Source organism: Blastococcus saxobsidens DD2, assembly GCF_000284015.1.
GTDB classification, from domain to species: Bacteria; Actinomycetota; Actinomycetes; order Mycobacteriales; family Geodermatophilaceae; genus Blastococcus; species Blastococcus saxobsidens_A.
Window position 1 is genome coordinate 4,192,690 of sequence record NC_016943.1, and the last position, 15,234, is coordinate 4,207,923.

A 15,234-nucleotide genomic window follows, 5' to 3' on the forward strand; every position below is an offset into this window, starting at 1 on the left:
TGCAGGTCAGAGGCTCACTATGGCCTCCCGGTCCGCAGGGAGTCCGCAGACGCGCCCAGCGCGGCGGCCATGAGGTCGCCCGCTGCGGCGCGCGTGCGGTCCTCGGCTGTGGGCCACAGGTGCGAGTAGACGCCGAGGGTGATCGTCGCCGACGAGTGCCCGAGCGCTCGCTGAACGGTCACCACGTCGCATCCGGAGGCGATGAGCCCGCTGGCATAGAAGTGCCTCAGGTCATGCAGTGTGTACCCGTCGAGCCCGGAGGCCTTGCGGACCTGCCGCCACTGGTGCCCCGCGGAGTTGCGGTTCAGAGGTTGTCCGGCGTTCGTGAACAGCCAGTCCTCTCGCTGGACACCTGGTCGCTCTGCGTGTTTCGCCAGAAGCGCCATCAGCTCGGCTGGGGCGTAGACCACTCGCTCGGACCCGAACTTGGGCGCTACCGGCTGGGTCGTCGCGCTGTTCTCACCCTGCAGCTGGCGGCGAACGGAAATCGTCCTGCGTAGGAAGTCAACGTCCTCCAACCGCAGTCCAGCCGTCTCCCCCAGCCGCAGCCCGGCGAAGGCGCACACAGCGATGAACGGCTGGAACCACTCCGGTGCGGCGCTGAGCGCGCGCCCCACTTCGTCTACAGCGGGGATGGTCATCGACGCTGACGCCCTGCGCGCTCGTGGCAGCGGCACGCCGGCCGATGGGTCCGACTTGATGATGCGGTCGACGACCGCGGCCCGCATCGCCATGTGGACGTAGTTGTAGCGGGTCCGGATGGTGCTGGCCGCGAGCCCGGCCTTCCGGCCACGTGCCGGTTGCGACATGGCCTTGACCCACTGCTGCACGTGGGAGGGACGGATCTGACGCATCGGCACGTCGGCGAAGGTCACCGAGTCGGCCGCCTGCCGAGCGGCAAGTGTCGTCCCGCGCTCCCACACCTGCCGGCCGGACCACTGCGCGAACCAGGCCTTGAAAGTGATCTTCCCCGCGGCGGGGTCGACATAGTCGCCAGTGACCATCGCCGCGGTGACCTCGTCCAGCCACCGCTGAGCATCGACCTTCCGCTTGAAGTGCCGGGCGTGCTCCTTGCCGTTCTCGTCCCGGTACCGCGGCCGAAAGGTCCCGTCAGGCCTCTTCGCGATCGACGCCACCGTTGATCGCCTCCATCTCCGTGAGTTCTCGGGGCCTCGCCGCCCACCGCAGTTTGGGCTTTGCTACTGACTGGAAAGCTGTCACCCCGAGCACAGCCTTGCTGTCCGGCTTCCGCTCGCGCCTGCCGGGCACGCGCATACCTCCGCGTCCCTGGCAGGGCGCCGCGGGTAGACCTTCATCGTCCTATGCCTGGACCAGCGGCAGTGCGCCGCGTGAGCGGCGTGTGGTCCTCGGGCCGCGGGAGGCGGACACCCGGTTCGGGGGCAGTCAGCAGCGGCGCGGCCGATCGGTGTGGGTTCGGGTCGGCGTCCTGGTGTGCGCGCCAGGTGTCCCGTTCGTGGGCAAGGCGGTCGGCCGGCTGGGTGAGGAGAGCCGGCTCGACCGTCAGGCGCGCGATGCGAGCGCGGACGGCGGCCAGTTCTGTGTGGGAAGCGGCGATGCGTCGGTCGGTGTCGGCCAGTCGCTCCGCCGGGTCGAGGGTCCAGGCGAGAGATCCGAAGCGGGCGAGCCGGTCCTCATGCGCACGGCGGGCGTCGGCTACCGCGGCCCCGGCGTGCCGGTGGGCCTCCTGGGCGGTGGCTGCGACCGCACGCAACTGAGCGTGCTCCGGGTGGGCACGTTCGGCGTGGTGGCGGGCGTAGGAGTCGAAGGCGGTCCACAGCCGCGGTCGGTCGTCGGACCGGTCAGCCAGCCGCGCGATCTGCTGCGGTTCTGTGGGCATCGCGGGCAGGTAGGGCCGCCAGGCGTCCGCCCAGTCGGTGAGCTGCTTGCCGGCCCGGTTCACCGCCGCCCGCCGAAGTTGGAGCGGGCCGGGGCCGTCGAGCACGACCTGCGCGGCGTCGCGGGCGGCGTCACGCCCGGTGTCCCAGCTGTCGAGCAGCGTGTCGCGGATTCGGTCGGTCTCGGCGGTGACTTCCGCGCCGCTGGCGTCGACCCCCGCCGTGGCGTGGCGGGCGTCGATTCCCGTCTGCCGATATGCATCTGTCAGCGCGGCGGCCCGGTCGGCGTGGGCGGACTCGAGCGCGACGATCTCGCGCAGCGCGTCCCGGCGCGGCAGGTCGTGGGCGGGCCGATCCAGGCAGCGCTGCTCGGCCGTCCACGCAGAGTGCAGGTCGGCGAGCGCCTGCTCCAGCGGTCGGGGCGTGGCGTACCGGGTGGCCTCGGTGGCGGCCAGCCGGGCGGCGTGCGCGGGGCCGAGATCGGCGCGGTCGCGGGCGAAGACCGCGAGCCACTGCTCCCGCGCCTCGGCGGTCTCGGTCGCGACGAGGTGGGCGGTGTTGGCGGTACGGCCGCGGGTCATCCCCACGTAGGCGGCAGCGGCTCCGGTCTCCTCGCCGACGACCAGGTGCGCGGCTGTCACGGTGTCGCCTTGCGCGCCGTGCGCGGTGGTTGCGTAGGCCAGTTCCACGTGCGCGGTGACGTAGTCGGCGGGCAGCACCCGCGCCCCTGTCCCGGCCGGGGTGACGGCGGGGGTGACGGCGGGGGTGACAGCGGCGAACAGGCCGCCGGTGGGGGTGACATGCGGGGTGCCGGCGGGGGTGACGAGCAGCCCGCCGTCTCGGTCGACGCCGGTGACTGTCCACACGTCGCGGTTGGCGACCTGCAGGTGGCGGTTGTTGCGGCGGGTGGCGATCTGGTCGCCGACGCCGATCCGCTCCCCGGCCCCGGTGACCACGACGTGTCGGTCGTCGACCCGGCCGTCGGTGACCAGGCGGTCGCGGATGGCGGCGTTGAGGGCGGCGGCCTGCTCGCGTGTGGCGACCACCACGGCCACGCGCTCGCCCGCGGTGTAGCCGTCGGCCGCGTCGGCGGCGAGCGCCTCCCGCAGCGCCTCGGGGTCGGGGTGCAGCCGTATCTGCTTGCGGGCCAGGAGCGCGTCGAACACCGTCCCGGGGTTCGTGCCGGCCCGCATGTCCAGGGTCAGGTCGGCGTAGTCGGTGTCCGGTGCGGTGCGGCCGGTGGCGTCGGTGCGGGTGAAGCGGTGCACCCCGACCAGGGTCAGGTGCTCGGTCGGGTCGACCTGGGCCGCGGCGAGGTCCAGGACGCCACCGCGGCCGACCGCCGCGAGCTGGTGCCGGTCACCGAGCAGGGCGAGGTGCACCTGGCACTCGTCGGCGATCGTCAGGAGGGCTCGGGCGGTGTCCTGGTCCAGCATGCCCGCCTCGTCCACGACGAGGAGGTCGCCGGCCCGCAGCCGCGCCCGGTCAGTGGGCCCATCGTAGGCGCGGCCGGTGACCGGGTCGGGATGGCCGACGGCGAGGCGGGTCCACGCGCCGTCGTCGTTCCAGCGCCAGCCGTGCTCGAAGGCCAGCCGGGCCGCCGACCCGGCGACCGCGCCGACCTCCGCCGCGGCCACTTTGGCCGCCTTCAGCGTCGGGGTGACGACCATCAGCCGGCGACCCTGCTCGGCGAGCAGGGTCCGGGTGGCGGCCAGCGTGGTGGTCTTGCCGGCGCCGGCCGCGCCCTCGATCACGACCAGGCGCCGGCGGCCGGCGAGCGCGGCGACCGCCGCGGCCTGCCCGGCATCCAGCCGGGTGGCACCGGCTGTGACGTCGACCGGCGGGATCGGGTCGGTGTCCGGGACGCCGGCCGGCCGCTCGGTGGCGCGGGAGGCGAGGCGGGCGGTGAGGTCGGCCTCGACGGCGAGCACCGGCGCGGAGGTCCAGACCCGGATGTGCTCGGGCAGCCCACCGACAGGGCTGTGGCGGTCCAGCAGCGGCACGCACCGGCCCATCGCGCGGGCGGTGAGGTCCTCGGCGAGCTCCATGCGCACCGCCGGGTCGGTGACGATGCCGGCGGCGGCGAGCAGCTGTTCGACCTCCCCGCGCACGTCGGCGGCGTTCCACGCCGACCGAGCGGCGGCCAGCCGGGCCAGCACCCGGTCGGCCACCTGTTCCCGGTCCAGGCTGCCGACCGGGGTAGGTGTCAGGCCGGTGGGAACGTTCCGGTCGCGGTAGCCCAGGGCGACCAGCTCGGCCAGCCACCGTGCCGTGAGGTCCTCCCCCGGCTGCGGCAACACCTTGTCCGGGCGGCCCGCTGCCCACGCTCGTGCGTCCCAGGAACGGCGCAACGCCGAGCCGGGGGATTCCCCGGGATGTGCCGCGGCCCAGTCTCGTTCGTAGGTGTCGATGTTCCGGGCGATCTGCGCGGCCCGTGCGCTGAAGGCGCCCACAAAATTCGCAAGCTGCCGTATCTCCCCACCGGCATTCAATGCATATCCGTGGGCGGCGAGTGCGGCCCGGAATTGCGGGTCGCAGGCGACCGCGGCGTGCCCAATACCGTTGATTGCGGCGAGAGAATCGCGGACGCCGACGGTGTGCAGGCCGCGCCATTTCCCGGCCGCGAACACCCGGGCGTTGATCTGCAGGTGCAGATGGCGGTGCGGATCCCCGGCCCGCGACGTGTAGTGCGCCACCGTCACCGCCTCGGCCACCTCGACCGGCACCTGCACCTGCCCACCGCGCGGACCGACCCGGGTGGTGGCGTGCTGCCCCAGCCAGCCGATGATCTGCCCGGCCGCCCGGGCCTGGGCCGCGTCATACGCAGTCGCGATGTCCGGATGCAGCGCGGCCGCCAGCGACCAGGTCTTCGGGCCGTTGACCACCACCTCGACGAACCGCACCGCATGCCCGTCGCCGCGCAGCTGCCCCCGCGGCTCGCCGGTGCCCGGATCGCAGCCGACCACCCACGTCTCGTAGGCGTCGCCGGTCAGCGGCGCCAGCTCGGTCACCCGCCCCTCGGTGACGCTGAACCGGCGGGCGACGCCGGCGCCCTCGGTGAGGTAGTAGTCATCCGCCCGGCCCCGGTCGGCCTCCACGTACTGCCGGGCAGCCGCCGGCGCGCCGGCGTAGATCTTCATCCCGCCATGCATTCTCAGCGCCACCCAACAATGACCAGCAAGTCACCCCTAGAAACGGCGATGGGCCCCGCAAAGCGGGGCCCGACCCCCCTCCGAAGGTAGCATGCGTGCAGTTCCTGAGTAAAGAGATGGTGGGCGACGGCAAGGATTGATATTAACGGGGTAGCTGATCACGGGCGAATGAACTGTCGGAAGTTTTGAGGGCAGTTGATCGTTTCGAGCTGGCGCTCGACCTTTCCAATACGGCTCTTCACGGTTCCTGGTGAACGGTCCCGCTGAGGTGAATCTTCACGCTGCCGTCCGAGCGGCGCTGGCGAGCAGGATACGAGCGCGGTAGTTGCCTGCATTCCGGTAGCCGCGGCCGGTCCGCTTGATCTGCTTGATCGTGGTGTTCGCGGCCTCGGTTCGGGCGTTGGTGACGCCGGTGACGACGAATACCGGCTCTTCGAACCTGAGAGGGAAGACGGATATGATGTCGACCCGCTGTTCTTCAACACGACCAGCACCTACTTCGAGACCGAGGGCGCCGACGAGCCGGTGGCCCGCGACTCCCGCGGTGAAGTCCTCCCCGACAGCCATCAGCGGTCCGGCACCGGCGTGGCAGAGACGACCAGCGCGGACGGGCCGCCCCGGGCCGGGTTCCACTCCTGGGGCAAGACTCCCGCGGTGATCCGCGACGGGCACCGGCAGGCCGGCGCCGACCCGGCGGCGATGTGACGCAGCAGCCGGCCGATCACCCGATGCTTTGGGCACCCGGACACCCCCTCTCTGAGCAGGGCACCACCCTCCCGAGGCTCGACAGCGCGAGTCCCTCAGATCGCCTCAGTAGGGCCCGCTCCCGCGTCGATCGCCTGAATCTGCCGACTTATCCATTGTGCAGTGTTGAGTAGCGGGTCCTTGAGGTCGTGGAGCCGTTCATCGGTCAGCCGAGCAGATGGTCCGAGAATGCTCACCGAGGCGACGACTTCGGAGTTCGCGCCGAAGACGGGCGCCGAGATGGCCGCCGCCCCGACGACTCTTTCGCCGGCGCTCTGAGCCCAACCCTGCTGACGGGCAAGCTTGAGCTCCTCGCGCAGAGTCGCACGGTCGACGACGGTCTGCTCGGTCAGGCGAGGAAGATCCACGGGCAGGATCTGCTCCAGTGTGTACTCGTCGAGCCAGGCAAGCAGGACTTTCCCTGCTGAGCCGACATGGAGTGGAGCGGCCAAGCCGACACCGTTGACGTACCGCAGCGGGTGGGGGCTAGCCAGCTCCTCGACACAGATGCGGTCTCTACCCGCTCGGACGTGTACCACAATTGTCTCACCGCAGAGAGCCTGCAGGCGCTCAAGCCCGGGGCGACTGATCGTGCCTATACCGCCCCGACCGAGTGTCAGGGAAGTCATGAGCCGGTAGCACCCGGCGCCGAGCATGTATTTCCCGTCGACCGGGTCTTGAACGACGAACTGTTGATGAGACAGCGCCCCGAGGATGCGGTGGAGCGTAGCTTTCGACAGTTCCGTCCGCTGCGACATCACCCCGAACGACGACGGGCCGTCGGCCAAAGCCAAGAGCACATCGATGGTCCGTTCGACCAAGCGAGGTCGTTCGCCGCTGCTCATGGCCAGGGCCTCCAGTCGCTACGTCGCTCGAAGATCCCGGTATCGTCTCAGACCGGACGGGCAGCCGCAGCGGTTCAGTCATACGCCCAAAAGGTCCGGGAGCCAGGTGGCGACCGCCGGGAAGGCTACCAGGATCGTCAGCAGAACGCCATTTGCGATATAGAAGGGGATACACGCCCTGAAGGCCTCGGTGACTTTCACGTCGGTCACCGATGTCAACACGTATACGTTCATTCCTACCGGCGGGGTGATCATCCCTAGCTCCGCAACCTGGACGAAGAGAATAGCGAACCACGCGGACTCATATCCCAAGCTCATGACAAGGGGGAATGCCACCGGGAGCGTGAGCACCATCATGCTGAGAGGCTCGAGGAACTGGCCGAGCAGCACGTATACCAGGACCAGGCCGATAATTATCAGGAGGCCTGGAATAGCGGTCTCCTCAAGTGCGCTCGTGATCTGGCCTGGTATCCGATTGATCGCCACGAGGCGGGAGAAAATGGTGGCGCCCACCACGATCAAGAGAATCATGGCGGTGGCCTTGACGGCCTCCTCGGCGGCCTTGACTCCTCCCCGCGTACGCAGCCCGCCCAGGCTGACCGAGACGGCAGTGATGCCGACCACGCCGATTGCGGCGGCCTCCGTCGGCGTGAACCAACCCAGGTAGATGCCTCCGAGAACGACGGCGACCACGCTCAGGATGGGCGAGGCTTTCCACGTGCTCGTTATCTTGTCTCTGGTACCGAAGGCTGCTCCTGCGGGCATGGCCTCGGGGTGCCTGCGAGCCATGACAAATACCGTCACGATGTAGGCCAGCGCGCCCAACAGGCCCGGTACCACGCCCGCAGCGAATAGTCGTGCGACCGATGTCTCCGTCAGCACGCCGAAGACGATCAGCGTGATGCTCGGCGGGATCATGATGGCCAAGGTCCCGGAGGCCGCGACTGTAGCGACGATGGACCGCTTGTCGTACCCGTACTTATCTGCCTCCGGCACCAGAATTTTGCCGAGCGTGGCCGCCGAAGCCGCAGATGACCCGGATACCGCGGCGAAGACCGTGCCAGCAAGAATGGCCGTCATCCCGAGTCCGCCTCTGAAGCGACCGACCCAGCGGTAAGCGAAGTCGAAGAGCCTTCCCCAGACGGCTCCCTGCTCACCGAGGTTGCCCATGAACAGGAACAAGGGGATCGCTATCAAGGTGAAGCTCGCGACGTTAGTGAAGGGACTGGTCTGCAGATACCCCATCGCGACGTCCGGCCCGAAACCGGCGGCTATACCCGCGAGGCCGGCGATGAGCAAGGCCACGCCGATGGGCACGCCGAAGGCCATGAGTGCGAGGAGCCCTATCACCGAGAAGATCACGGTTAGCATTGTTCAGCTCCGGTCGAGAAGCGGATTCGCTCAAGGGCGGTCACGAGCACCCTTGCCGCGGCCACCGCGAATCCGAGCGCGACGATGAGACGCGATGGATATAGCGGGATCGACACAAGTCCCGTGGCATATTCTTCGCGGGTATAGGACCTCTCGAACGCGCCGAAGCTGACCCATGCTGCGATCGCGAAGGTTCCCACGACGACGAGGCTTGTTAATGCTCGCACTATTGCTTGAGACCTTCTCCCCAGCTTCGCTACCAACTCTTCCACCGTGATGTGGTTGGCGGTCGCAAGCCCTCCATAGACGATGACGACCATCCCGACGACCTCGGTGAACTCGAGCACGCCAGGCAGGGGCTGGCCCGCTGCCCGGCGTGCCACGATGTCGATGACCGTGACGATCGCCACGACGATCAAGACCGCCACGGCCACCCACTTCAATGCAGTTGCGAGGCCGTCCACCACCATGCGTATGGCTGGCAGGATCCTCGGCCGCCGTCGGGTACCTGCATCCCTTGCCGTGCGCGCGGGTTCATCCGTGGCGGCCCGCACGGTTACCGTTCACCCTCGAGCGCCTCTTCGAGGGTGGTCTTCCACTGCTCCACGGCATCACCCGCGTCGGCGATGCCACTTTCCTCCAGGTCCTCGATCCACCGCTCCTCGACGCTGGACAGCGCGTCGGCGGCGGCAGACCGCTCAGCTTCATCAAAGGTCACCACCGTGACGCCGGATGACTCCCACTCGGCGATCTGCTCCTCCACTGTCGCCGCGAGTTCCTCACCGGCTGACCGAGAAATTTCCCGGCCCACGCTGGTCATCAATTCCTGATCCTCCGGGGAGAGCTCGTCCCAGATTCCTTCCGAGATTCCATAGCAGACGGGGAAGCCGCCCAGGTTCACGTTAACCACCACGTTCGGTGCAACCTCGGTGAAGGCGTACTCGCGCACGCTCGGCACCGAGATGGAGACGCCATCCACAACCCCCCGGTTGATGGCCTCGTACGTCTCATTGATGCTGAGGTTGACTGGCACTGCCCCGAGTGCGTCGATGCTCAAGGGCAGCACGTTGCCCGAGGCACGCAGCTGCCGACCCTGCAGGTCCTGAGGCGAGTTCACGGGGCCGCTCGTGAGGATCTGGTAGTTCGTGGTGGTCAGGCAGATCAACGGATGGATCCCCGTCTCGTCGAGAGTCCCCGCCACGTTTTCGTTCTCGGTGACGAAATCGAGGAGGGCCTCGGATGCCGCACCTGTCTCGGGGTCCGCGTAGAGACCGGGAAGCTGCACCACGTACATCAGCGGGTTGACGCTCCCGATGTAGAGGAGATTCCCCATGTCGGCAATCCCGTCCTGAATGGCGGACGGGATGTCCGTCGCCTCAACCAGCTCGTTGGAGCCGAAGTACTCGAAAGTGATCCTGCCGTCGGACTGTCGCTCGACCTCCTCCATGAAAGGGAGAATGCTCGCAACCGCGATCGGGTGTTCGGTCGAGTACTGGTCGGCGACTCGGATCTGGACCTCTTCGGCAGCAGCCGTCTCTTCGCCGGAATCGGTATCGCCACTCCCACACGCTGCGGTGGCGACCGTCATTGCCAGCAAGCAGATGCCTGCACGGGTACTTTTTCCTCGGGACATTTCAAATCCTCCACGTGAGATTGATCGAACCGTTTGTTCGCCACGCCTTACCGGAAGGTGGGCAGCACCTCTCTTCCGAATCCGTGAACCATGGCGACGACTTCGTCTCGGGACAGGCTCGGCCAGCTGCAGCGCAAGATCACCTTGAGGGGTCGTCCGCCTGCGGCGTCCCGTACGGCCTGGAGCTGTTCGATGCACGCATCCGGTCGACCCGCGATCGCGAAGCTCTCAAGCGATTCGGCACCCTGGACGCCGGCATCGGCTGCGAAGCCCCATCCGCGGTCGTGATGGGAGAAGCGGGCGCCCATGTGCTCAGCGGCTCGCTCGAGCACGTCGTCCTCGGTCCCGAGGAAGAGTTCGCGCCGGATCGCAATCTGACTGCCGGGCGCGGCGGCGGACGTGAGGGCCGCGAGGTCCGCTGTGGGTAGCCGCGGTCCTATGTAGGGCACATAGCCGGCCTCCACGGCGCGAGCGAAGGATCGCGCGTTCATGGCGGCGACCCAGATCGGCGGGCGTGGACTCTGCTCGGGGACGAGCCCGCTGCCGGGGGAGTCGACCCGGAAGAACGTTCCCTGGTGCCGGAACGGCTGGCCGCTCCACAACTTTGCCATCAGTTCCAGCGCCTCGGTCTGGCGTGCAGCCCGGTCCCGCTTGTCCACGCCGAAGGCTGCGAACTCAGGTTCCCGGAAGCCCAACCCGACTCCGACCACAAGGCGTCCTCCGCTGAGTACGTCCAGGGTGGCGAGTTGCTCCGCAGCTTCCACGGGGTGGAGCAGCGGGAGCAGCAGGATCACGGTGGCCAATGACATGTCGCCGGTTTCGGGGATAAGCCTGCTTAGCAGCGGGATCGGCTGGAGGTAGCGGTATTCAGGGGACAGGAAGTGCTGTCCGACGGCCACGAGGTCGAACCCGGCGTCGCGGGCGGCACGTGCGGTCAGGACGGCGGCTTCGACATGCTCCGCTCCGGTCCGGGCACCTGCCGGCGCGCCGTTGATGACCAATCCGAACTTCATGTCGCCGCTCATGCCTTACTGCCCCCACCGTCGCCGGGCGTGCCGGTTCCGGCCCGGGGTGCGGGCGCCGCGCTGGCGAGAGCCACGGCGAGGCTGGATTCCGCGAGTCGGAGCGCGTCGGTAAGCGGTGTCTCATGACCGGCGACGCGTTCGACGACCGATCGAAGGCCGGCCTCGCTGAGTACAGCGTCGAGGTTCTGCTTCAATCGGCCCTCGACGATGCCGCGGACCTCCCGGCGGACGAAGGCGACGCGTCTCTCGCTCAGCCTTCCGTGGTCGCGCAGCCACGTGGAGTGGTCGGACAGGTGTTCGTCCAGTCGGCCCACGTCGGAGTCGCTGGCCACCGTCCGGACGACGGGCGGCCTCCATTCCCCGGGCCCGGTGCCGCTCGCGAAGAGAATGGTGCTCCGGAGGTCGCGGACGACCCGGTCGGCCCCGGATTGGTCGGCCTTGTTGACGGCGTAGATGTCGGCGATCTCGAGGATTCCGGCTTTCGCCGCCTGCACCGAGTCGCCCTGTCCTGGGGAGAGCACGACCACGGTGGTGTCGACAACATCCGCGATAGCGGTCTCCGACTGGCCCACGCCCACCGTCTCGACGATGATCTCGTCGAAGCCTGCCCACGCTAGGGCGCGGATGGCCGCCGGCAGACGGATCGCGAGGCCGCCAAGGTGACCCCTGGCTGCCAGCGAGCGCACGAACACGCCGTCGTCCTCGGACAGCCGTGTCATGCGGATGCGGTCACCGAGGACCGCGCCTTGCGTTGCCGCGGACGATGGGTCCACAGCGAGCACGGCCACGCGACGCGAGCGCGCGCGTCGGCACTCGACGAGCGCAGCGGTGAGCGTGGACTTCCCGGCACCGGGCGGACCGGTGAGACCGATGGTGACGGTCGCCTCCGGGAGGGCAGGTACGAGGTCGAGGAAGTCGCTCGGTTCAGGGGTGTCCTCCAGTACGGAGAGCAGCCTGGAAAGTGCCAGGACATCGCCGTCACGTGCGCGTGACACCACCCCTGGCAGGTCCGCAGGACGAGTCAGCACTGGCACGGGAGCCCTCCGGTCGCGTCACTCGGCCGGGGCACCGGCGTACTCCTCTGCGATGCGCCTGACCTCGCGGCAGATGTCAGGCAGACCCGAGCCCGGCCCGAATATGGCGCGCACACCGGAGGCCTTGAGCGCCGGGCGGTCGTCGTCGGGGATGATGCCGCCGACCACCACCGGGACGTCCGTGCCCAGCGCGGCCTGCTCCTGGTGCAGCCGGGCGCAGATGCCTACGTGGGCGCCGGAGAGGATCGACAGACAGATGACGTCGACGTTCTCTTGCATCGCCGCGACGGCGATCGCGTGGGGGGTCTGGCGGAGACCCGTGTAGATGACCTCGAAGCCGGCGTCGCGCAGGCCCCGAGCCACGACCTTGGCGCCACGGTCGTGACCGTCCAACCCTGGCTTGGCCAGGATGGCTCGCAGGCGCTGGACGTCGCTCACAGGACCGACCTGGTCTCGTGGTGCTCCCCGAAGACGGCACGCCATACGCCGGAGATCTCACCGACGGTGCAATCAGCCCCGACGGCCGCGTGCACCGCCGGCATGACGTTGTCCGTCCCTGCGCAGGCATCGCGCAGGTCCTCGAGAGCTTTCCGGCATCGGTCGGCGTCGCGTGCCGCGCGCAGGCGAGACAGTCGCTCGCACTGCCGTTGCTCCGACTGCTCGTCCCCCGTGAACCGTGGATACGGACGAGGCTCCTCGCTGCGGTACTTGTTGACGCCAACGATGACTCGGTCGCCTTCGTCGAGCGCCACCTGCTGCTGGTACGCACCGGCGGCGAGGGCCTGGGCGTAGTAGCCCGATTCGACCGCGCCCAGGGCGCCGCCCATCTCCTCGATTTTGTCCAGTTCAGCGACCATGCCTTGGGCCATCTGGCCCGTCAGGGTCTCCACGTAAAAGGAGCCGCCCAAGGGATCGGTGGTGTCCGGGATGCCAGTCTCGTACGCCATGATCTGGTTGATCCGGAGCGACGTCTTGGCCGCTTCCTCCGTCGGTATCCCCAGGGCTTCGTCGAAGGACGCCGTCCGGGTGGCCTCGACCCCTCCGAGGATCTGCGCCAGTGCCTGCAGCGTTATCCGCGAGATGTTGTTCAGCGGCTGCTGAGCGGTGAGGGGCTGTCCCGAGGTGGCCGCGTGGAGCCGGAAGCGAAGTCGATCCTCGGGGACGCCGAACCGCTCGGTCGCAATCCGCGACCACACCTGGCGCACAGCCCGGTACTTGGCGACCTCCTCGAAAAAGTCCATCTCCGTGCAGAAATGGAACTCTAGATTAGGATGAAAATCGGGGATGGAGAGGCCCTTGTTCTGTGCGTCGGCGAGGTAGGCGATCCCGTTCGCCAGGGTGAAGGCCGCCTCCTGCAGCGGGCTGCTGCCTGCCTGCTTCATGTGTGAACCGGACACCGAGATCGGCAGCCAGCCAGGCGTGGTCCGGTGGGAGTGGATGACGACGTCGGTGGCGAGCCGGACTGCCGCTTCGATGGGAAGGAAGTGCGTTCCTCGAGCGACGTACTCCTTGATCGGGTCGTTCTGCAGTTGCAGGCGGAACGACCCGGGATCAATGTCGTGCCGCTCGCAGTACGTCAGCACCCACGAGTACACGATCGGCGCGATGGAGTTGGCGGTCGAGAAGACGTGACCGGCACCGGCGAGGTCAACACCCGAGAACAGGTCGTCGATGTCGGAGTAGCTGTCGAGGGCGACACCGATCCGCCCGACCTCGCCGACCGCCATCGGGTCGTCGGAGTCATAGCCGATCTGGGTCGGGAGGTCCAAGGCGATCGACACACCGCCAGTGGCGCCGTTCTCGATGAGGAACCTGTAGCGCCGGTTGGCCTCCTCGGCGGAACCGAATCCCGCGTACATCTCTCTCGCCCAGAGTTCGTCGCGATATCCGCCGCTCGTGAACCCGCGGGTGTACGGGAACCGGCCAGGTGGCGGGAAGTCTGTCTCCTCGGCGAGCCATTGACCCTCCACGTCGGCTGACGCGTAGAAGGGCCGGGTCTGAAACCCACTCGTCGAATAGCGCTCCTCGGCATTAGCCGACTGTCGGCCTTCCCTCGTCACGGGTTTTCCTTTCCGATCAACTGCATCAATCGCCGGCGGTCGACTTTGCCGTAAGGCGAATAGGGCATTGCTTCAATGAAGAAAACCTGCCGAGGGCGCCGGAAACTGAGGCGGGGTCGGCAGAACTCGATGATTTCCGCCGGATCCATCGGGTCCGAGTCGGCAGGCACGATGGCTACGGCGACGGCCTCGCCCCACTGCTCATCCGGCAATGCGAAAGCCGCGCACTCCTTGACCCGAGGGTGGTGACCGACGACGCCTTCCACCTCGGCGGGGGCCACATTGAATCCGCCCGTGTTGATCATCTGGTCGCGGCGTCCGAGCAGGTAGACGAACCCGCGCTCATCGACACGGGCCATGTCCTTCGTCCACACCCAGCCGTCCCGCAGGACGTCAGCGGTCTCCGCTGCCAAGTTGTGGTAGCCGTCCATCACCTGGGGAGCCTTGACAATGAGCTCGCCGGCCTCGCCCGCGACGACGTCCTGACCGTCCTCGTCGACGATGCGCGCCTCGATCGTCGACCACGGTCGGCCGGCGGAGAACCGCTCCTCTCCGGAACCCTCGTGTTCATGCTTGCGCAGAACGGTGAGGGTGACCGGCGCCTCCGACTGCCCGTAGATCTGGATGAGTCGGGGACCCATCAGATCCAGTGCCTCTTCCAGGAGTCGCGGACCGATCGGGGAGGCGCCGTAGACCACCGATTCGAAGGGCACCTCGGTGCGCCTTTCCACGAGGGTGGCCAGCATCGTCGGCACGAGTTTCAAGGTCGTGATCCCGTGCTGCTTCCCAAGTGCGATTGCGCGCTCCGGGTCGAACTGACGCATCACGTAGCTGGCCGAGCCCATCGCCAGACCGGCCATCTGCATGTAGCCGGCACCGTGTGACAAGGCTTGAGGAAGGAGCATCGAGGTCCGGTCGTGCATCGGTCCCAGTTCGAGGGCCACGTTGAAGACGACATGCGCCAGGGCCCGGTGACTGAGCACCACGCCTTTCGGTCGCCCCGTGGTTCCGGAGGTGTAGGAAATCCAGGCCGGGTGATCGGTCAGATCGCCGAGGCTCGGAGCTACGTCATGCCCCGCTTGCAGCGCGTCCTCGTAGTCGCGAGCCATGGCCGGCACGTCACCGCCGTCCATGCGGATCCAGGTCACGTCATGCCGTTCGACCAGCGCGAGCGCGATCTCGTCGAAGTAGCTCTCCGTGATGATCACCCGGGCATCGCAGTCGGCGAGGCAGAAAGAGAAGTCGTCGAGCGCCAGGCGGGCGTTGAGTGCGACCCGGACAAAGCCTCCTGTGGCCAGCGCGGCGTCGACCTCGGCGAACTCCCACCTGTTCCGCAGCAGGACGGCGACCCGATCGCCGGTCCGCGCTCCGAGCCCGGTGAGCGCGTTCACGAGACGGGCCGACCGTGACGACAGCTGGGCGAAGGTCAGGGAGTGTTCACCGTCGGACACCGCAGTCGCTTGCGGGTGATAGCGGGCGCTGTTGCGCAACAGGTAGGCGAGATCCATCGGTCC

Annotated in this window: 11 protein-coding genes and 1 pseudogene; all 12 read right to left on the minus strand. The window is 68.2% G+C overall.

Annotation, left to right across the window (positions count from 1 at the left end):
• Positions 1–17: 17 nt before the first annotated feature.
• The 12 genes and pseudogenes from BLASA_RS19875 to BLASA_RS19930 all read right to left on the minus strand — a co-directional run bounded on the left by BLASA_RS19875 (position 18) and on the right by BLASA_RS19930 (position 15,228).
• Positions 18–1,136 carry a tyrosine-type recombinase/integrase gene (locus BLASA_RS19875; RefSeq protein WP_014378031.1) on the minus strand — a complete coding sequence of 373 codons (1,119 nt, stop codon included), beginning with the start codon at positions 1,134–1,136 and terminating at the stop codon, positions 18–20.
• 176 nt (positions 1,137–1,312) lie between these two features.
• Positions 1,313–4,996 carry a relaxase domain-containing protein gene (locus tag BLASA_RS19880; RefSeq protein WP_014378032.1) on the minus strand — a complete coding sequence of 1,228 codons (3,684 nt, stop codon included), beginning with the start codon at positions 4,994–4,996 and terminating at the stop codon, positions 1,313–1,315.
• Positions 4,997–5,284: 288 nt separating this feature from the next.
• A pseudogene (locus BLASA_RS24405) lies at positions 5,285–5,449 on the minus strand (transposase); the annotation flags it as partial.
• A gap of 359 nt (positions 5,450–5,808) precedes the next feature.
• Positions 5,809–6,573 (minus strand): IclR family transcriptional regulator, encoded by a 765-nt coding sequence (locus BLASA_RS19890; protein WP_041775864.1) that lies wholly within the window; start codon positions 6,571–6,573, stop codon positions 5,809–5,811.
• A 102-nt stretch (positions 6,574–6,675) separates the two neighbouring features.
• Positions 6,676–7,959, minus strand: a complete 1,284-nt coding sequence (locus BLASA_RS19895; RefSeq protein ID WP_051005077.1) for a TRAP transporter large permease — start codon at positions 7,957–7,959, stop codon at positions 6,676–6,678.
• A gap of 2 nt (positions 7,960–7,961) precedes the next feature.
• Positions 7,962–8,522, minus strand: coding sequence for a TRAP transporter small permease (locus tag BLASA_RS19900; protein WP_166486601.1), 561 nt, complete (start codon positions 8,520–8,522; stop codon positions 7,962–7,964).
• Positions 8,523–8,524: 2 nt separating this feature from the next.
• Positions 8,525–9,556 (minus strand): TRAP transporter substrate-binding protein DctP, encoded by a 1,032-nt coding sequence (dctP, locus tag BLASA_RS19905; RefSeq protein WP_041775865.1) that lies wholly within the window; start codon positions 9,554–9,556, stop codon positions 8,525–8,527.
• Positions 9,557–9,648: 92 nt separating this feature from the next.
• Positions 9,649–10,626, minus strand: coding sequence for an LLM class flavin-dependent oxidoreductase (locus tag BLASA_RS23690; RefSeq protein ID WP_014378037.1), 978 nt, complete (start codon positions 10,624–10,626; stop codon positions 9,649–9,651).
• On the minus strand, positions 10,623–11,660 hold the full coding sequence (meaB, locus tag BLASA_RS19915) for a methylmalonyl Co-A mutase-associated GTPase MeaB (protein ID WP_083878064.1): 1,038 nt from the start codon (positions 11,658–11,660) through the stop codon (positions 10,623–10,625). The genes BLASA_RS23690 and meaB overlap by 4 nt, the downstream gene beginning before the upstream one ends.
• An 18-nt stretch (positions 11,661–11,678) precedes the next feature.
• On the minus strand, positions 11,679–12,098 hold the full coding sequence (locus tag BLASA_RS19920; RefSeq protein ID WP_014378039.1) for a cobalamin B12-binding domain-containing protein: 420 nt from the start codon (positions 12,096–12,098) through the stop codon (positions 11,679–11,681).
• Positions 12,095–13,720 carry an acyl-CoA mutase large subunit family protein gene (locus BLASA_RS19925; RefSeq protein ID WP_014378040.1) on the minus strand — a complete coding sequence of 542 codons (1,626 nt, stop codon included), beginning with the start codon at positions 13,718–13,720 and terminating at the stop codon, positions 12,095–12,097. Before BLASA_RS19925 ends, BLASA_RS19920 begins: the two co-directional genes overlap by 4 nt.
• Entirely contained in the window at positions 13,717–15,228 is a 1,512-nt protein-coding gene (locus BLASA_RS19930; protein ID WP_014378041.1) for a class I adenylate-forming enzyme family protein, read from the minus strand. The genes BLASA_RS19925 and BLASA_RS19930 overlap by 4 nt, the downstream gene beginning before the upstream one ends.
• Positions 15,229–15,234: the final 6 nt, after the last annotated feature.

Bases quoted from the DNA above. Each gene is read 5' to 3' on its own strand.
- BLASA_RS19880 (WP_014378032.1), bottom strand. From the start codon at position 4,996: ATGAAGATCTACGCCGGCGCGCCGGCGGCTGCCCGGCAGTACGTGGAG.
- dctP (WP_041775865.1), bottom strand. From the start codon at position 9,556: ATGACGGTCGCCACCGCAGCGTGTGGGAGTGGCGATACCGATTCCGGC.
- BLASA_RS23690 (WP_014378037.1), bottom strand. From the start codon at position 10,626: ATGAGCGGCGACATGAAGTTCGGATTGGTCATCAACGGCGCGCCGGCA.
- BLASA_RS19930 (WP_014378041.1), bottom strand. From the start codon at position 15,228: ATGGATCTCGCCTACCTGTTGCGCAACAGCGCCCGCTATCACCCGCAA.